At 29.6% G+C, this 19,093-nt stretch carries 14 protein-coding genes; 7 read left to right on the top strand and 7 right to left on the bottom strand.

What is annotated here, in order from left to right; translation table 11 throughout:
* Positions 1-3: 3 nt before the first annotated feature.
* The 7 genes from CAV_RS01370 to CAV_RS01400 are packed head-to-tail and all read right to left on the bottom strand — an operon-like array spanning position 4 to position 8,428.
* Positions 4-945, bottom strand: a complete 942-nt coding sequence (locus CAV_RS01370) for a polysaccharide deacetylase family protein (protein WP_094324731.1) — start codon at positions 943-945, stop codon at positions 4-6.
* Entirely contained in the window at positions 942-1,751 is an 810-nt protein-coding gene (locus tag CAV_RS01375; protein WP_094324732.1) for a formyltransferase family protein, read from the bottom strand. Before CAV_RS01375 ends, CAV_RS01370 begins: the two co-directional genes overlap by 4 nt.
* A 1-nt stretch (position 1,752) precedes the next feature.
* A complete protein-coding gene (locus tag CAV_RS01380; protein ID WP_094324733.1) occupies positions 1,753-2,619 on the bottom strand; it encodes a TylF/MycF/NovP-related O-methyltransferase in 867 nt (288 codons plus the stop codon).
* Between the two features lie 10 nt (positions 2,620-2,629).
* The gene (gene neuC, locus CAV_RS01385; protein ID WP_094324734.1) at positions 2,630-3,763 is read right to left on the bottom strand and encodes a UDP-N-acetylglucosamine 2-epimerase; all 1,134 of its coding nucleotides are present in this window, start codon (positions 3,761-3,763) and stop codon (positions 2,630-2,632) included.
* Positions 3,760-4,803 carry an N-acetylneuraminate synthase gene (gene neuB / locus CAV_RS01390; protein WP_094324735.1) on the bottom strand — a complete coding sequence of 348 codons (1,044 nt, stop codon included), beginning with the start codon at positions 4,801-4,803 and terminating at the stop codon, positions 3,760-3,762. Before neuB ends, neuC begins: the two co-directional genes overlap by 4 nt.
* A 20-nt stretch (positions 4,804-4,823) precedes the next feature.
* A complete protein-coding gene (locus CAV_RS01395; protein ID WP_094324736.1) occupies positions 4,824-6,281 on the bottom strand; it encodes a glycosyltransferase family 8 protein in 1,458 nt (485 codons plus the stop codon).
* Positions 6,269-8,428 carry a glycosyltransferase gene (locus tag CAV_RS01400; RefSeq protein WP_094324737.1) on the bottom strand — a complete coding sequence of 720 codons (2,160 nt, stop codon included), beginning with the start codon at positions 8,426-8,428 and terminating at the stop codon, positions 6,269-6,271. Before CAV_RS01400 ends, CAV_RS01395 begins: the two co-directional genes overlap by 13 nt.
* 843 nt (positions 8,429-9,271) lie before the next feature.
* Here CAV_RS01400 and CAV_RS01405 point away from each other — a divergent pair.
* Genes CAV_RS01405 through CAV_RS01435 form a run of 7 tightly spaced genes read left to right on the top strand, consistent with a single transcriptional unit; the run spans position 9,272 to position 19,057 of the window.
* A complete protein-coding gene (locus tag CAV_RS01405) occupies positions 9,272-11,407 on the top strand; it encodes a glycosyltransferase (protein ID WP_094324738.1) in 2,136 nt (711 codons plus the stop codon).
* Complete coding sequence (locus CAV_RS01410) at positions 11,394-13,586, top strand: glycosyltransferase family 8 protein (protein WP_094324739.1); 2,193 nt, start codon at positions 11,394-11,396, stop codon at positions 13,584-13,586. Before CAV_RS01405 ends, CAV_RS01410 begins: the two co-directional genes overlap by 14 nt.
* Positions 13,573-15,735 (top strand): glycosyltransferase family 8 protein, encoded by a 2,163-nt coding sequence (locus CAV_RS01415; RefSeq protein WP_094324740.1) that lies wholly within the window; start codon positions 13,573-13,575, stop codon positions 15,733-15,735. The genes CAV_RS01410 and CAV_RS01415 overlap by 14 nt, the downstream gene beginning before the upstream one ends.
* Positions 15,705-15,887 (top strand): hypothetical protein, encoded by a 183-nt coding sequence (locus CAV_RS01420; protein WP_094324741.1) that lies wholly within the window; start codon positions 15,705-15,707, stop codon positions 15,885-15,887. The genes CAV_RS01415 and CAV_RS01420 overlap by 31 nt, the downstream gene beginning before the upstream one ends.
* Positions 15,884-16,678 carry a glucose-1-phosphate cytidylyltransferase gene (rfbF, locus tag CAV_RS01425; protein WP_094324742.1) on the top strand — a complete coding sequence of 265 codons (795 nt, stop codon included), beginning with the start codon at positions 15,884-15,886 and terminating at the stop codon, positions 16,676-16,678. Before CAV_RS01420 ends, rfbF begins: the two co-directional genes overlap by 4 nt.
* A gap of 1 nt (position 16,679) precedes the next feature.
* Positions 16,680-17,792 (top strand): NAD-dependent epimerase/dehydratase family protein, encoded by a 1,113-nt coding sequence (locus CAV_RS01430; RefSeq protein WP_094324743.1) that lies wholly within the window; start codon positions 16,680-16,682, stop codon positions 17,790-17,792.
* Complete coding sequence (locus CAV_RS01435) at positions 17,789-19,057, top strand: UDP-glucose dehydrogenase family protein (RefSeq protein ID WP_094324744.1); 1,269 nt, start codon at positions 17,789-17,791, stop codon at positions 19,055-19,057. The genes CAV_RS01430 and CAV_RS01435 overlap by 4 nt, the downstream gene beginning before the upstream one ends.
* Positions 19,058-19,093: the final 36 nt, after the last annotated feature.

Consider the following 19,093-nt stretch of genomic DNA (forward strand, 5'->3'; position numbering starts at 1 on the left):
TGCTCATCCTAAATTTGCCTTGCCAAAGCAAAATTCATTACAGTCATATCTTGGCAATGCTTGTGCTCTGTTTTTTACATCATCTAAACTTACATCCCTTGATTCTACATTAAATGAAAAGCTTACGCCTTGTTTTTGCAGTGTTTGTTCTGTAAATTTCGTAAAAGTGTGAAAACCACCATAAGGATAACAAAAGGTCTTGATATAAAGCTTTTTTAAAATGCTTTCTAAAAAGTCAAAAGAGTCTTCAATCTCCTTTTCTTGTTCTTTTTCTTTGAGCTTAGAAAATACAAGGTGATTGCAAGAGTGAGAACCTATGATCATTCCTTGCTTATGCATTGATTTTAAGTTATCTATACTCATATAAAGACTGGAAAAAATTTCCTTATCATTTGAGAATTCATTTACTATCTTATCTAAGATAGCTTCTTTGTATTCGTATTTTATGTAGTAATTAAAGAGTTTTTTAAATTCCGTTGTCAAGCTATCGTTATCTTGCTTTGTGTAGGTTTTTTGCTTGAAAAGCTCTATTTTATCTTGTTCTAGCATATCATCATCTAAAATATTTTTAACAAAGGACATCAACCCCCCCCCCCCGTTTCTACCTAATAAATAATGAATTCTATGCACATCCAAGGCTTTTTCTCTCTCATAAATAGCTGTTGGAACAAAAAATAAGGCAAAAAGCCCTCTTTTTACCAGCTCAGGTAAAACGAAGTTGAAATGATCTATCAAGCCATCATCAAAAGTAAGCAAAATTTTATCTTTTACCTTGATAAAGCATGACAAATCTTCTTTGAGTTTTAAAAAATCTTCAAATTTGACAAAGCCAAATTCCTTTTCAAAATAATCAAGTTGTTTGCAAAAATTCTCCACGCTTAAATACCTAAAAAATGGAAAATCCTTGCTAGAACTTCTTACATAGTGATACATAATAACTTTCATTTTTTCTCTCCTAAGGACAGCAAATAAGGATTTTGATAAAGCTTGATTTCTTTTTTGCCGCTTAAATATTCATCTATCATACCGTTTTTAAAATTTGCATAAATTTGCTCAAGGGAAGAGCTTGTGAAATCTTTATTTTTATATAATTTGCCACTAAATTTATTTTCTGGCTGAGGTATTTTTTCTAATTTTTCATAATTATTAGTTATATCTATGTATATCTTAGCAAGATGGCTTATGAGCCTATTGCCTATGCTGTGTATATCATCGTTTGGATAAATTTTTGCTTGAATTTGATGTATTATATCCCCTGTATCTATGCCTTCATCCATATACATAAAAGTGGCTCCAACGCATTCTAGCTCCTTATTTACAAAGGGAAAGTAGTTTGTCCCACTGCCTCTGTAATAAGGCGATAGCCCCAGATGAACATTAAGAATTCTATTATGAAAAGCTCTAATAATAGGAGCTTTAATAATCGAACAGCCATAAGCAATGATTAAATCAGGATTTAAAGAGCATATCTCCTTTACTATGTGCGCTTCATTGACTTCATTTTTTTCTATTGACACAGGATTTGAGTAATCTGGGCTTAAATTTACAAAAGCTTCAAAGAAATCCTTTTCACTAAGATCCCTTTGTCTAAGATGTCTGCTTTGCAAGTCTGTTGTGGCCAAGCTATAAAGTATGTGTTTTTGTCTTTCGCAGTAAGTTTTTAAAACCTTTATGTTTTCATCCATGGCTATTGCTTTTCTCATAAAGCTATGTCTTAAACTATCGCTTGTAAGTATAATGACGCTTTTCATGCTACGCCTTTACAAGTGCCATAAAATTCCCAAATCCTAATGGAATAAGGCTTAGCTTGTGCTGCTTGCAAAATTCATCACAGGCTTGTTTAATGCCTGCATGAGGTGAAAAATATCCACATATAAGTAGCACCCCGCCTTTAACAAGCCTTGGATAAAAGAAATCTAGTCCCGCCTTAAGTGGCTCGTATAAATCAGGATCAAGATTTACAAGGCAAAATTTCTCTTGCTCTAAACCCTGCGCACTTTGCGGAAACCAACCCTTTTTGATAACAACATTGTTAGGGTAGGGCATTTTGCTTTGCACCAAAGCTACAGAGGTGTTGCTAAGGTGCTTATCGCCTAAATTTTTAGCCTCACTGTCTTTTTCCTTAATATCAAGAGCCATATAACCTTCAAAGGTATCAAACAAATAAAGCTTTTTATCTGGAAAATAAGCATTAAGCCGTTTTGCTGAATCACCTTGATATACTCCAAGTTCGGCAATATCGCCTGTTACATTTTTGGCTTTACAATACATGGCAAAATGTTCCAAAAATACCTCAAAGGACATAAAATACTGCCTTATAAATAAATCGTCTATTTTTTCATAAGGAATTTGTAATTCTTTTTCAAGCTGTTTGATGATATCTTCTCCGCATATAGAAGCTACGATAACCTTGTCAAATTCCACTTCTCTAAGCTTTGTTGGAGGATGTATAGCATAAAGTTGATTGCAAACACTCATAGTTTTTCCCCATTTTTTATCATCATTATCTACGAAAAACAAAATTTCGTAATCCCCCCCCCCGTTAAAAGCTTTTCCTAAAAGACTTGAAGCTACTTTTTTACCGCCGGTGGCAGCTCCAAAGATAACAACTTTTTTCATATTTTTCTCCTTATTTATATATAGAATTAAATTTTTTCTGTCTTTTTACCTTGAAAAATGCACCGCTTTTTAGGTAGCTAAAAAACCTTTCAGAGCTGTTTAGTATCTCTATATGTTTTGATTTTTTATGATTTTTCTTATGTGCTGTAAATATAGCATTTAAAATTTCTTCATATTTGGAATTTACTTTTATAACATTTTCGCTACCAACTCTTCCATCTTGTCTAGAGCCTACTAAAATGCCAGGTATATTTAGATAAAGTGCTTCTTTTAGTATGCAGCTGGAATTTCCTATGATACAGTCTGCGTTTTTTAAAAGAGTGATAAAATACTCAAATCTAAGCGAGGGAAAAAGCTTAAAATTGCTTAGTTTGTGCAAATTTTCATAAGCTTGCATAATGAACTCAAAGCCCAAATCATTATTAGGATAAATTATTATGTAATTTTTCTTGCTTTCTTTAAGCGCGCGGACTAAATTTTCGCTTTGCTCTTTCATGGACATAAATTCAGTTGTTACAGGGTGAAAGATTACTATGCTGTATTCTTGAAAGTTTATATCGTAGTATTTTTTGGCCTCATCAAGTGAAATGGTATTTTGCTCTAAAAGCTCCATATCTGGCGAACCTATGATAAATATACAGTCCTCATCCTCACCAAGTTGCATAAGAACTTTTTTAGCCCTTTCATCATTTACGAGATGAATGTGAGCTAACTTTGATATGGCATGCCTTAGACTATCATCTATGGTTCCAGAAATTTCTCCGCCCTCTATGTGAGCTACTAAGATATTATTTAGGCTACCTGTAATGGCTGCTGCTAAGGGTTCTATCCTATCGCCATGCACTACGATTAAATCAGGTTTTACCTCGTTTATAAATCTTGAAAAACCATCAATTGTAATGGCAAGGGCTTTGTCCATTTGGTAATATTTATCATAGTTTATGAATTTAAAAATATTTTTGAAGCCATTTTTTTCTACCTCTCCGATTGTGTAGCCAAAATAAGAGCTTAAATGCATTCCTGTAACAAAGATAAAAAGTTCGAAATCCGTAGAATTCTCTACCTTGTGCATCAAAGATTTTATCTTAGAAAAATCTGCTCTTGTGCCTGTAACAAAGACTATTTTTTTCTTATCTTTTTTCAAATAAAATCTCCGTATTTTAGCTGCACATCAGCCTCTATATCTTTTGATGCTTTCTTGCCTAGTAAGGCTTCAAACTCGCTAGCAGGAATTCCTCCTTTGCCCGGTCTTTTTACCCAAATATTTTCTTTGCTTAAAATTTCTCCCTTTTTTATAGCCTTTGTGCTAACTACGCTGGCAAAAGCAAAATCTATAGTAACTTGCTCTTCTTTTGCAGCCTCTTTGTCCTTGTTCATGCCACGCATTAAAAACATCTTTTCGCTTTGTTCTATCAGCTCTTTTAAGGCCTTCTCATCCATGGAACATATTATATCAGGTCCCTTTCTTTGCATGCTGTCAGTAAAATGTCTTTCTAAGACACAAGCTCCCAAAGCCACTGCTCCAAGACAGGCTAGATTATCAGTAGTATGATCGCTTAGGCCCACCAAACAATCAAATTTCTCTTTAAGTTTTAACATTGCATGAAGTCTTACAAGGTGAGGCGGGGTTGGATAAAGATTGGTCGTATGTAGGAGTATAAAAGGCACTTCATGTTGTCTAAAAATTTCAACACTTTTGGAAATGGATTGTATGTTATTCATGCCCGTGCTTAAAATTATAGGCTTTTTAAATTCTGCTATGTGCTTTAATAAAGGATAGTTATTGCACTCACCAGAGCCTATTTTATAGGCACTTACGCCCATATCCTCTAAGCGATTTGCCGCCGCTCTTGAAAAAGGGGTGCTAATGTATGTAAGCCCTAGTTTTTCGGTGTATTCTTTTAAAGCCAGTTCGTCCTTATCACTTAAAGCGCATTTTTTCATGATTTCATATATGCTTATCTTAGCATTGCCCGGTATGACATTTTTGGCTTCTTTGCTCATTTCATCTTCTATGATGTGTGTTTGGTGTTTGATAATTTTTGCACCCGCTCTTTTAGCACTATCTACCATTAATTTTGCTATTTCTAAGCTTCCATTATGGTTTATGCCTATTTCTGGCACCACTAATGGAGGCTTTGAGTAAGAAATTTCAATATTTTCTATTTTTATATTTTCTTTCATGCTATACAAATTCCTATATTTTAGCTCTGCGATTTGAGCTTAAATTCTTTTTTAATCCTACGCACATCTAAATAAAACCTCATATATTTGAATGCCCCCCGTTTCATGTTTTGTATAAGTGCTTCGCCAAGTTTATAAGTGATACATTCCTTTTCTTTTAAGGCTTCTTTGTAGTCTGGATAACTTTGCAAAGGAGGAAGTTTTAAAGAAGGATTTTTTGAAATTTTTTCATTGTAAGCTTTTTGTTCGGCTTTGTGCTTATCTTTTATATAAGATAAAACATAAGGCATTCTTATGTAGCCTTTTAAAGACTTTGAATTTAATATCAAAGCTTGTCCAAGTTTATAGGCTAGGTGAGAGTGAATTCTTGTTTTGGCTGAATTTAATGCAAATACTTTTTGTTCTTTTTCTTGCTTGTTTTGTAACATAATATCTTTTTCAAATCTTTGCAACTTTTCTATTAACTTTACATTTTCATTAATTTTAGGCAGTATGCTTGTGGTTAAATTTGTAAAAAATTTATGTTCAATATCTATTTTGCTTTTTTTGAAGTGTTCTTCATATGCAAAAGTGCAAATAGCAAATTCCCACCATATTTGTCTATATTTATTATTATCCGGATGATAATGTAGAGGATTTGTTGTTTTTCCAAGCTCTTGCCAAGGCTTAGGAAAAGAGCCGCCATATGTAAAATGTATTATTTTTGGATTTTTAATAGCTTGTTCAAAATCTGCTTTTGTGTAGTTTATTACAGGTCTATTTTTTGTTTCATCTTTAAAACTTATTCTTTGTGTATCTAGATAAGAAAAGCTTAAATTCCACTCATGTCTTAATTGTAAAATACGGCCATTTAAAACAACATTTAAGGTATATTCTTCAGGTGTGATTGGAATATCATAGTTTTCTATAAAATCAAAGCATTTATCCTCTATCTTTTCCTCTCTGTATTTTTTCAAATCCACCAAAACAAAACCCATATTTAAATAAAAGCCATCAAAATCTAAATTTTTATTGCCTTGTTTTGACGTGCATGAAGGTCTTTTTGTGTTATGTCCGCAAGCAGCTACTATATTATCTTTAAGATCTATATAAAAACATTCTCTAATATCACTTAAAACCAACATGTCTACATCTAAAATGAGGCATTTTTCTATTTTCTTGTCTAAAATACTTCCAATTAACAGTCTATAAAATGCACTGTATTTACCTCTAACCATATTACTAGTGCGTTTTTTAAATATATCTTCATCTATAAGGTGCATTTTGATTTTGCAAGGGTAAATTTTAGATAGGTTTTTTTCTAAAATATCTAAATTATCTTTTGACAGGCTACTTAAAGAAGCATCCGTAAAAATATGAAAATATATAGGTGCTTTTGTATTATAATTTTCTTTATTGATTGTTTTTATGATATTGCTCATTAAAACAGCACTGTATTTTATATAATTATCATCCACACTTAAGACTATGTGAAACATCTGAAATCCTTTTTAAACTCATCTGTATAAACATCTTTAAAAACATCTTTAAGCCCGATAGGATTAATAGATATGATTTGTATATGAGGATATAGTCTTTGTATGAGCGGTTTGATTGCTTTCCAAGTGTTTATTTGCGAATGATACATTATTTGTTCATGCTGCTTTGTTTTATAAAAATACGAAGTAGAGCAATCACAACCTACAAGATAAATGCGTTTGGCATTTAAGTAGCAAGCGAATTGCAATGCAGCAAAAATAACAGACTCAAAATCGCCAATAGGCTCGTAGCTTATATCTGTTGCCCATATTTTTCCGTGTTTTCTAATTATATACGGTTTTACATTTTTAAATTTTGCATAAATATCAGGATTGTGTCTATAATGGGTATTATTCCAAGTGAAAGTTACTGGTAGCATACCCAGAAAAAAGCTTGTGTTTTTGTTGTCTTCAATATATTGTTCCAGTTCATAGCTACCTTCTGGATATAAAGCATGTTGAACAAAAAAGTATTTAAAATTAATCTTATTCATTTTAAAAGCTCTATTAACGCCTATATGAATTGCATTTTTTATAATTTTATAGTAGTTTGCACTTGCACCATTCCCAAACAACACAATATCTTCATTAGCGTGTAAATTTCTATATTCGCTAAATACATTGGGATGAATTACACTGGCCAATACATCAGACCTCAGTTCATACATCATCGTCTGAAGTTCATTTAGCTGTGTAGAAATATTTATAAGCGTTGGTTGTGGCTTAGCTTTCTTTTTATTTATCAATGCCTTGCCAAGTCTAAATGGTAGAGTTAAGGCAGAACGAATATTTTTAGTCTTAACCAACTCGCTGCCAAGTATGTAGCTTAAGTGATTTTTAAGAGGAATGCTGTGTTTGTAGTCTATACATTTGTCTAAGGGTACAAATTCTTCTATATATTCTTTTTTGTAAGATTTATATTCATTTGCCAAATCATAAGGCAGCATAATGAAATTTCTAATATTTTTACAACTGTGTGCCAGAACACAACCTAATCTATAATCCAATCTTTTTTTAAATCTATCTTTAGAATTTAATTGTGCGTCTAGTAATTGAGTATAAATTGCGTCATAATCATTGTTTAAACAAGCATTTAAAAGATCTTTTGCTAGGATATGTCGTCTAATTTTCATATCAAAAAGTAAAAATTTAAAATTGTCGTTGACATCTAGTTCTAGGGCAAGTTTTCTAAATTTGTCAAAAAATTCTTTTTTGTATTTGTAGTCTATATTAAAAAAATACCTTATGGCCGTATATGCTATGCAAAAAACAATATTTTCTTTTAATTGTTCGTATTTGTTGTAAGTTTTGCTTATATTTAATGTATCATGTAGTGCCGGGATTATGTTCAGCAAAGTGCTATCATTTCTAGAATTTACAGATGAGGCATTTGGGTTATCAATTCTATAGTTGTACAGTATCTTATCAACTTTTGAAAATTTATTGCACACGCAACAAATTGTAGTCCAAAATGGTATATCGCAGTAATACCCAAAATTTTCACTATTAAAATCATTAAATTTTATATTGTTTTTATTTAAAAAATCTTTTTTATATATTTTTGACCATACAGAAGAATGTGTATTAAGCATTTGCGGACATGAGTATACATCAAAAATATCTTTGTTTACAGAATTTAAAATACTTGTTTCAGGCTTTTTTACTCCGTTATTTACAAAATAAAATCCACCTATTACAACCTCCACCCCAGTTTCTACCGCTCTCTTATACAACTCCTCATACATATTTAACTCTATAAAATCATCAGATTCTACAAAGCCTATATATTCTCCTTTGGCTATATCAAGTCCTGTATTATAAGCAGCACCTAAACCTTTGTTTTCTTTATGAATGACTATTATTCTTTTATCCTTACTAGCATACTCATCACATATACTAGGACAAGAATCAGTAGAACCATCATCTACTAAGATTATTTCTATATCTTTTAAGCTTTGATTTACTATACTATCAAGACACTGTCTTAGATATTTTTCTACATTGTATATGGGAACTATTATTGAAACTTTTGGAGAAATATTATTTTCTATCTTTTCTTCATTTGCTTTAGTATTTATTAAATCATTTATATTGTTTTTATCTTTCATTATTTACAAACCTTTCTTATATTCACTCTTTGTTTTTTAAAGTTCTTTTTTGCGTTTTATTTCTTTTTTAAATCTTTACTAATCTTTTCATTTTTCTTTTTTAATTTTTTGCCAACATTCTTTTTCAAGTTTCAGGAATTTAAATTCAAACTCTTGATGTTATTACTCTCTTTAAATTCCTTTCCAAATTTACCTTCCAAGCTCTTCAAATACCCAAATTTCAGCTTCTAAGTTAATTCTTTCATTTTTTCATTTTGTATTGAAAATGGCTGTTTTCAAACTTTTTTATTTTATGTATTTTTAAGAATTTGCATTTTTAAGAAGTTCTTTTAAAAGGATTAAGATTTAAATTTAAATTGACATCTTTTATAGATACTTAAATAAATACTTAAATTTCTAACATTAAGAAAAGTTTTTAAAGCTTCATATTTACAGACTTAACAATACTTTAAAACTTGTTTTTTTTTTTTTTTGAATTTTGGGTTAGAAATTGGGAAAAATGTAGTATAATTTTGCTTTGTGATTATTAAAAAGAGGCTATTTTACTCCTTTTGCTTGTTTGGCAAGAGCGGGATATGTTAAAAAAATGTGAATTTTTTTATAAAAAGGTTTAAAAAAAGTTTGAAAACAGCCATTTTCAATACAAAAGCAGATAAATTATAAAATTCCTTGTGAATCGAGGATATAGATATTTAAAAGATTAAAAAGCATGGTTTATGAAGGTGCAACCTTTATGTCTCTTTTCTAAACTATACTTTGGTGTGTGGATTTTGATGTATTTTTAAACTTTATTGAATTTTGACATCTTAATTTTATAAATTATTATCAAGATAAGGAATTTTTATGTCCAATGAATTAAACCAACCTTTAATATCAGTTATTATGCCTTGTTATAATAGGGAGGGATATATATCCGAAGCTATTGAATCTATACTGGATCAAACATACACAAATTTTGAGTTTATTATATTAGATAATTGTTCTACAGATAATACATATGAGATAGTTAAAGAATATGCTAAAAAAGATAAAAGAATCATAGCCCTACAAAATGAAAAAAACAAGGGTTTTGTGTATTCTCATAATAAGCTACTATCTTTAGCAAAAGGTAAATATATAGCTCTTATGCATGATGATGATATATCTTTGCCTAAAAGACTCGAAAAGCAAGTAAGATATATGGAGGATAATCCTGATATAACTGTTCTTGGAACCCTTATAGAGAGTTTTCCTGTAAAATGGATGGATTGGGTTATACCGGCTAATGCAGAACTTATGTCTTTGCTCTTACAATTTCATAATCATATGGCTCAACCAACTAATATGATAAGAGCCGAATTTGTAAAAAATAACAATATAAAATTTTTAGAGGATTACTATTACTACTATGCTTTTGATTATAAATTTTATATGCAAATTTTAGAATGTGGTGGAAAGATAACAAATTTAGACGAGGTCTTACTTTTGTATCGCTTTGATAATCATTCATGTAGCTCAAAACCAGAAACGCAAAAAAAGCAAAATTTAAGTGTAAGAACTATACAAATAGAAAATTTGCAACAATTTTTTAATGAAGAAGAGCTTGAACATATATTTAAAGGCATTAATTCATACTCTTTTCATAGAGATAGTATAAAACGCAAAGAGCTTTACGAGGTTTTTTCGCGTATGCAAGAAAGAGATGCAAATAGTATTTTTAGTGAAAAAACCTATGAAGAAGCAATAAAGCTTTATGTTGGTCAAAAAACTACTATGCACATCTTCTTCACAATCAATGATAGCTATACTCAACATCTTTGTGTATTGATAGCTTCTATACTTAAAAATTCTACTACTTTAGATGATTTTCATTTTTATGTTTTGCATGATGGTTGTCTAAGTGAATTTAGCAAAAACGACATACAAAATCTAAGAAATATAAAAGAATTTGATATTGATTTTGTTGAAGTTAATGATGATAGAGTATATGATTGTGAGCAAAGCTCTAATCCTGAAATGTTTCACACATCCAAAGAAGTATATTTTAGATATATACTCCCAAATATAAATGAAAACATAGATAGGCTACTATACTTAGATGTAGATTGCATAGTTGAAGATAGCCTAAACAAATTTTATAACTCAGATTTTAAAGGAAAGTATGTATGCGTAATGGATGATGGCAATTATAATTCATACAAATATTATAAAAAAGCTTTTGGTGTTGAGCACCCTTTTAATGCAGGTGTTTTGCTAATAAATGCTAAAAAATGGCGAGAAGATTCTATAGTTGATAACTTATTTTTTAACACTAAAATTTTTACTTTATCCAAAAAAATAATGTATCAATATCAAGATGTTTTAAATCACGCATTTAAAGATAAATGTATTAAGTTAAATCCAAAATTTAATGTTCAACATTGCACTCTAACAAACACAACAAATATGACAAGTTATAATGATCATGATTTACACTTTGCAAAAATAAAACCAACTATAATTCATTATACAGGAATTTGTAAGCCTTGGAATGAACGTGGAGTTTATAATCCACTTTGGAAAAGATATTGGCATTACATAAAATATACTCCATATAGCTTTTTATTAGAAAGCAAATATAAAGAGCTTTTTGCAAAATCTTTAGTAAATCTTTATGGAGCAGCTGATAGAACTAAAAGGCACTTATCTTATAGACTTGGAGAAGTTTTGTTAAAAACCAGATCTTTATCATCGGCTTTTTCTTTGCTTTTTAGACTTATAAAAGCTATTAAAGCTTATAAAAGCGACAAAATAGCCTATAATGCTATGATAAAAATATATCCGGACTTAAAGCTAACAAAGCTAGAAAACTATAGCGACTATCAAGAATCTTTAAAGGTAAAAAAACAGCTAACTTACAAGCTAGGAGAACTTTTAATAAAACACCCTTTTACTTTTTTATTTAGAGTAAGTAAGGTTTATAAAGAGTGGAAGAAGGAGAAAACAAATGAATTCAAATAAACATATACATACTTTTTTTAATATAAATAGTAAATATACATATATAGCTTCTATTTGTATTAGTTCTATACTGAGTAATTTAAGTAAAGATTATAAGATATCTTTTTATATATTAAGTAAAGATTTAAAAGAAGAAGATAAAGAAAAACTACAGTCATTAAAACATATAAAAGACTATGATATAGAATTTATAGATGTAGATGAAAGTGTATTTACAAAAAAGATAGAATCATCTCAAGCTCATGTATCTTTTGAGGCAAATTATAAATTTTTACTATCTTCTTTAAAGCCAAATTTGGATAAATGTGTATATTTAGATGCAGATTTGATAGCTACAGGAGATTTAGCAGAACTTTGGGAAGTGGATATAGATGAGTATTATATGGCTGGGGTTATAGAAGAATGCAAAACAAAAAGTTTAATCTATCACAGACAAAATAGACTCAATATAAAGAAAAAGAATAATTATGTAAATACAGGTGTAATGCTATGCAATCTTAAAAAATGGCGTGAAGATGATATAGAAAGAAAACTGTTTGATGCTTATCATAAAAACGAAGATATATTATTGTATCCAGACAAAGATGCTATAAATATGGTCTTGCAAGGCAAGATAAAAATGTTAGATAAAAAATACAACTGTCTTATAAACAATATAAAAGAAAATAAAAAAGACGTAAAAAATGCACTTAAAAATTCAATTATTATACATTATTCTGGAGAAATTAAACCCTGGCTTTACAACATAAAATATAAAAACGATATTTGGTTTTCTTATGCTAAAAAATTGCCTTTTTATGATGAGTTTATGTATAAATATACAAAGCTTATAGATAAAGAGTGTTTAGGAAATGATAAAGAAATATTTAAAAATCTATATGATTTAAAGCCCGTTTTTGACAAAAACTATGTTAGCTTGTGTTGTGCGTTTGATGATAATTATGCTCCTTATTTTTCAGTATTATTAAGATCGATTATAGATAATTCAGATATAAACACAAATTATGATATAGTCATACTTCATAACAATAATATAAACACAGTTTATATGAAAAGACTTCTATCCATGATAAGTGCTTTAAGCAATTTCTCAATAAGATTTGTAGATATTTATTTATTTGCAAATATTGTAGATTTTAGTAAGTATTTGCTATATCATTGGAAAGCTGAGGCATATTTTAGATTTTTTATACCAAAACTATTTAAAAACTATGAAAAAACACTTTACATAGATGTAGATACCATTGTCCTAAAAGATTTAAAAGACTTGTTTGATACAAACTTAGAAGATAAATTTTTAGGTGTAATACAAGATACTATAATTACTGGACATATCAAAAATTTTGATTTTGTCTCAGACGTAGATATAAATGAATATATATCAAACAAATTAGGATTAAAAGATAAAGCTAAGTATTTTGGTAGTGGAGTTTTACTTTTTAATATAAAAAAATGCAGTAGTGTGGACTTTCTAGGTCTTTGTTTAGAAAAGTTAAGAGAATTAAAAAAGCCTCTTATGGTTGATCAATGTGTATTAAATTCCTTATTTGCAGATAAGGCTAAAATTTTACATACTAAATATAATCTATATCAATGCGAAACTTATTTTAAAAATTTACACACTTTTCTTCCTAAAGATGTTTATGATCTGTATGAAGAAGCAAAAAAAGATCCGGTCATAATCCACTATGAATTTACAGCCAAACCCTGGAATTCCCCTCATTTAGAAAAAGCCAACATCTGGTGGAGCTATGCTAGAAAAACACCTTTTTATGAGGAAATTTTATATAGAAATCTAGCTAATCCTCCTTATCCTTACAAAGGTGGAGCAAAAAAACAAATTCAATCTCATTTATCATATAGACTAGGACAAGAAATTTTATCTATAAAAAATAATAAAGCTAAGATTTTTATTTTACCTTTTAGCTTACCTTGTGTATATCTAATACACTTTATATCAAAGATGTTAAATTCTTTACTAGCATTTTCTAATGCTAGTATAAGACCTGAACCTTTACATAACTACTACTCTGATTATAATGAAGCTTTAAAGATTAAAAATAATCAACTTACTTATAGACTAGGAAATTTACTTGTAAAACACCCTTTTACTTTTTTATTTAGAGTAAGTAAGGTTTATAAAGAGTGGAAGAAGGAGAAAACAAATGAATTCAAATAAACATATACATACTTTTTTTAATATAAATAGTAAATATACATATATAGCTTCTATTTGTATTAGTTCTATACTGAGTAATTTAAGTAAAGATTATAAGATATCTTTTTATATATTAAGTAAAGATTTAAAAGAAGAAGATAAAGAAAAACTACAGTCATTAAAACATATAAAAGACTATGATATAGAATTTATAGATGTAGATGAAAACAATATATTTAAGAAAAATACAGGATATAGAGATATAACATCTCATATAAGTTCTGAAGGAAATTACCGTCTTTTAGTCTCATCTGTTAAAGCAAATTTAGACAAATGTATATATTTAGATGTAGATTTGATAGTTTTAGGAGATCTTTCAAAACTTTGGGAAGTGGATATAGATGAGTATTATATGGCTGGGGTTATGGATCAGCTTCCTTTAATATGGAAAGAAGGTTTTAAAAAACTACCATTGGCAAAAGATTATTTATATGTAAATTCAGGTGTAATGCTATGTAATCTTAAAAAATGGCGTGAAGATGATATAGAAAGAAAACTGCTTGAAGATTACGAAAAATATAACCATATACTAAGATGTGGAGATCAAGATGTCTTAAATATAAGCTTACAAGGCAAAGTAAAATATTTAGACTTAAAATACAATGCTATGCCAGTTCAACAATACAAAAATGAAAAATTCTATGAACAAGCCTTTAAAGATCCTTTTATAGTGCATTGGGCTGGGGATAGAAAGCCTTGGATATATGCATATGTTAAATATAGTAATGAATTTTTAAAATATGCTAAAAAACTGCCTTTTTATGATGAGTTTATGCATAAATATACAAAGCTTATAGATAAAGAATGTCTGCAAAATTATGAGGAGAAATTTAAAACACTATATGATTTAAAACCAGTATTTGATAATAGCGTTAATATATGCTCTATATTTGACTGGAATTATGCTCCTTATTTTGCTGTATTGTTACAATCTATCATAGAGCACTCAAGCCCTGATATGAATTATGATATAGTTATTCTATACAATAATGATATAAGCAAAACATATATGCAAAAGATAAGCTCTATGATAAAACAAGATAATATTTCTTTAAGATTTGTAGATATTTATTTATTTATAAGCGAAATAAAAGAGAATTATGATTTTCATATAAAAGATCATTTTTCTGAGAGCACTTATTACCGCTTTTTGATTCCAAAACTATTTAAAGAATACAAAAAGCTTATTTATATAGATGCAGATACCATAGCCTTAAAAGACTTAAAAGAATTTTATGCTATAGATTTGGATGATAAATTCTTAGGCGTTGTAAGAGATACGCTAATTGCAGCACAAAAATATGATACAAACACAGTAGAATATATAGAAAAGAAACTAAATTTAGATTCTTATGAAAATTATTTTAATGCAGGTGTCTTGCTCTTTGATATAGCAAAATGTAATAGCATAGACTTTTTAAATTTATGTTTAGAAAAATTAAAAGAGCTTGAAAAACCTAGGATTGTTGATCAGTGTGTTTTAAATTCCATTATGTATAAAAAAGTGAAATTTATATCTTTAAGATGGAATTATCTGTGGAATACAAATATAAAAAATAGAAATTTAAATAGAGTATTTAATGATGACTTTTATGAGGAATTTAAAGATTCTTTTAAGAATTACTATATAATTCACTACTGTGATCATTTCAAACCCTGGAATTCTCCTCATTTAGAAAAAGCAGATATATGGTGGTCTTATGCTAGAAAAACACCTTTTTATGAGGAAATACTATATAAAAATTCTCCTATGCCTTATAAAGCTGGAGCCGTAAATATAATACAATCTCATCTATCCTATAAATTAGGAAAAGAAATCTTATCTGTAAAAAACAATAAGCTTAAAATTTTGCTTTTACCTCTAAGTATACCTTGGACATATATACTTCATTTCACATCAAAAGCCTTTAATAATCTTTTGGCAAATTCAAATGGCTTAATAAAACCCGAGCCTATGCATCATTATAGTGATAATCACGAAGCAATAAGAATAAAAAACCACCTTACTTACAGATTAGGTAATACTCTCGTAAAGCACCCTTTTACTTTTTTATTCAGAATAAGTAAGGTTTATAAAGAGTGGAAGAAGGAGAAAGGAATGAGATTTTAAGTAGCAATAATGTTCATGGTTTTATAAAAAATCTCGGTGAAGCCTTGATAGAGGCTAATAAACGGGGGGGGGCATTCAAATATATGAGGTTTTATTTAGATGTGCGTAGGATAAAGAGACAGTTTAAAAATGAAAGAAAGGACTCAAAATGAAAGTTCTAATCCTAGCTGGAGGGCTTGGCACTAGACTTAGTGAAGAAACATCCCTCTTACCAAAACCTATGGTAGAAATAGGAGGAAAACCTATACTTTGGCATATAATGAAGATTTATTCATACTGGGGTTTTAATGACTTTATCATACTTACAGGATATAAGGGTCATATCATAAAGGATTATTTTATAAACTACTACACTCATTATAGTGATATAACCGTTGATATGTCTAATAATTCCTTACAAATTCACACCACCCGTCACGAACCTTGGAAGGTAACTATGCTTTACACAGGTCAGGAAAATATGACAGGAAGTAGAATTTTACAAGCAAAAGATTATGTAGGAAATGAAAGCTTTATGCTTACTTATGGAGATGGCTTAAGTGATGTAAATTTAAAAGAGCTTTTAGCCTTTCATAAGTCTCATAAAAAGGCTATCACTATGACTTCTATCTTGCCAGAGGGACGTTTTGGTAAGCTTGATATAGATGAAAATAACCGCATAAAAGCCTTTACTGAAAAACCAAAAGGAGATGCAAGTACTGATAATGCTGGTTGGATAAATGGGGGCTTTTTTGTTTGTGAGCCTAAGATTTTTGACTACATAAAAGATAGTGAAGATACTATCTTTGAGCAAGAACCTCTTAAAAATCTAGCAAAAGATGCAGAGCTTTATAGTTACAAACACAATGGCTTTTGGAAATGTATGGATACACTTAAAGATAAAAAAGAACTTTCTAAGATGTGGCTTAGTGCTAAAGCACCTTGGGCTTTGTGGGAGGATTGATATGAAAGATTGCTTTAAAAATCAAATTTTAAATGAGGATTTAGAATACATTTTTAAATCCTTAAATGATAAGCAAAAAAAGTCTTTTGAAAACTCAAGTATTTTATTTACAGGTTGTGCTGGGTTTTTGGGTTTTTATTTTATACATTTTTTTATCAAATACTCAAAAGAGCTTGGCATTAAAAAAATAATTGCCCTTGATAATTTTATATTAAGAAAGCCTTTATGGCTTGAAAACTTAGCTAAAGATTATGAAGAGCTTTTAAAACTTTATAAATTTGACATCATCACAGATAAGATAGAAAGCTTAGAAGAAGCAAAAGACGCAAAGCTAATCATACACGCAGCAAGTATAGCAAGTCCTAGTTTTTATAGAAAGTATCCTATACAAACCTTAGACGCAAACATTTGGGGATTAAGGAGTTTGTTAGATTTTTATAAGGATAAGGATATAAGAGGCTTTTTGTTTTTCTCAAGTAGCGAAATTTATGGAGATCCTGCAAGTGATAAAATTCCAACCGATGAAGAATATAGAGGAAATGTAGCTTGCATAGGACCTAGGGCTTGTTATGATGAGGCTAAGAGATTTGGCGAAACTATGTGCTATCTTTTTTCCTTAGAATATAAAATGCCAATTACTATAGCAAGACCTTTTAATAATTATGGTCCGGGTATGAGCTTAGATGATAAAAGAGTACCAGCTGACTTTGCTAAGGCTGTTTTAGAAGCAAGAGATATAGAGCTTTTAAGTGATGGTTTGCCAACTAGAACCTTTTGTTATATAGCTGATGCTATAGCTGGGTATTTAAAGGTGCTTGTTTATAGCGAATTTGATTATTTTAACATAGGCATTGATAAACCAGAGCTTTGCGTAAAAGATCTTGCTGATATTTATATAAAACATGCCAAAGATATATTTGGTTTAAATTTGGAGCTTAAATTTAAAAAATCTAGCGATAAAAACTACCTCACAGACAATCCAAACAGACGTTGCCCTATCATAAGAAAGGCTAAAACAAAGCTTGATTATAACCCTAGTATCTTAGTAGATGAGGGTGTGAAAAGATTTTTAAACTATCTTAAGCTTGAAAAAGAAAATGGGGTCTTACTATGAAAATAGCAGTATTTGGTCTTGGTTTTGTGGGTCTTACCACAGCTCTTGGTTTTGCGAAAAAAGGTTTTGAGGTTTTGGGCTATGAAATAGATGAGAAAAAAGTAACTTCTTTAAAAGACTTAAAAATTCCTTTTTACGAAAAGGATTTAGATGAGACTTTAAAAGAATTTTTAGGAAAAAATTTCACAATCACTGCTGATATAACACAAGCCTTAAAAGATGTAACTGTGGTGTTTTACTGCATAGGAACACCTATGAGTGAGGATGGAAGTGCAAATTTAAGCTTTTTATTAAAGGCTCTTAAAGATACAGCTACTAATATATCTTTATGCGCTAAAAAGCCTGTTTTGGTGATAAAATCAACTGTGCCCCCCTCAAGCTCACAAGAAGTTTTTTTGCCTCACTTGCTATCTTTAAATCTTAAAGAAAACGAGGACTTTATCCTAGCTAATAATCCTGAGTTTTTAAGAGAGGGTTTTGCTTATGATGATTTTATGAATCCTGATAGGATTGTTATAGGAAGTAAAGACTCAAAGTCTATAAAAGAATTAGAGCTTTTATACAAGCCTTTTAATGCTCCTATACACTTTGTATCTTTAAATAGTGCTGAATTTATAAAATACCTTAGCAATACCACCCTAAGCTTAAATATAAGCTATGCTAATGAGATGAGTATGATAGCTCAAAACATAGGCGATATAGATATAATAAAGGCTTTTTCTATCTTGCACGAGGACAAAAGATTTAACACAAGTCCTGCGGGTATTACTTCTTACCTGTATCCGGGTATGGGTTTTGGGGGATACTGCTTACCAAAAGATACTCTAGCTCTTTATAAAAAGGCAAAGGACAAGGGCTATGAGGCTAAAATTTTAAAAGATATTTTAGCTGTAAATGAGGAAGTTATAAATTTTTATGCAAATAAACTTAAAAATGAACTTTCACAAGATGAAAATATAGGAATTTTAGGACTTAGCTTTAAACCTCAAAGTGATGATGTAAGAGATAGCAAATCAGCTACTTTTATAAAAAAACTACTTGAGCTTGGTTTTAGAAATATTTATGCTTATGACCCTATAGCAAATGAAATCTTTAAAAATACCTATGATTTTAAAATATCTTATGAGAATAGTTTAGAAAGTATTAAAAACAAATGTAAGGTTTTAGTATTAGCTACAGCTTGGGATGAGTTTAAAACTCTTTTAAATGACAAAGATAAAAAGATTTACAATCTTAGATATATGAAAGGGTCTAAGGATGAGTAGGTTTGTGTTTTTAGCTTTAAATACACAAAAGATAAA

The organism is Campylobacter avium LMG 24591 (genome assembly GCF_002238335.1).
In the GTDB taxonomy this organism is placed as follows: Bacteria; Campylobacterota; Campylobacteria; order Campylobacterales; family Campylobacteraceae; genus Campylobacter_D; species Campylobacter_D avium.

Excerpts from the sequence above, each read along its gene's own strand:
- CAV_RS01370 (WP_094324731.1), bottom strand. The coding sequence starts at position 945 with ATGAAAGTTATTATGTATCACTATGTAAGAAGTTCTAGCAAGGATTTT.
- CAV_RS01375 (WP_094324732.1), bottom strand. The coding sequence starts at position 1,751 with ATGAAAAGCGTCATTATACTTACAAGCGATAGTTTAAGACATAGCTTT.
- CAV_RS01380 (WP_094324733.1), bottom strand. The coding sequence starts at position 2,619 with ATGAAAAAAGTTGTTATCTTTGGAGCTGCCACCGGCGGTAAAAAAGTA.
- neuB (WP_094324735.1), bottom strand. The coding sequence starts at position 4,803 with ATGAAAGAAAATATAAAAATAGAAAATATTGAAATTTCTTACTCAAAG.
- CAV_RS01395 (WP_094324736.1), bottom strand. The coding sequence starts at position 6,281 with ATGTTTCACATAGTCTTAAGTGTGGATGATAATTATATAAAATACAGT.
- CAV_RS01400 (WP_094324737.1), bottom strand. The coding sequence starts at position 8,428 with ATGAAAGATAAAAACAATATAAATGATTTAATAAATACTAAAGCAAAT.
- CAV_RS01405 (WP_094324738.1), top strand. The coding sequence starts at position 9,272 with ATGTCCAATGAATTAAACCAACCTTTAATATCAGTTATTATGCCTTGT.
- CAV_RS01410 (WP_094324739.1), top strand. The coding sequence starts at position 11,394 with ATGAATTCAAATAAACATATACATACTTTTTTTAATATAAATAGTAAA.
- CAV_RS01415 (WP_094324740.1), top strand. The coding sequence starts at position 13,573 with ATGAATTCAAATAAACATATACATACTTTTTTTAATATAAATAGTAAA.
- rfbF (WP_094324742.1), top strand. The coding sequence starts at position 15,884 with ATGAAAGTTCTAATCCTAGCTGGAGGGCTTGGCACTAGACTTAGTGAA.
- CAV_RS01430 (WP_094324743.1), top strand. The coding sequence starts at position 16,680 with ATGAAAGATTGCTTTAAAAATCAAATTTTAAATGAGGATTTAGAATAC.
- CAV_RS01435 (WP_094324744.1), top strand. The coding sequence starts at position 17,789 with ATGAAAATAGCAGTATTTGGTCTTGGTTTTGTGGGTCTTACCACAGCT.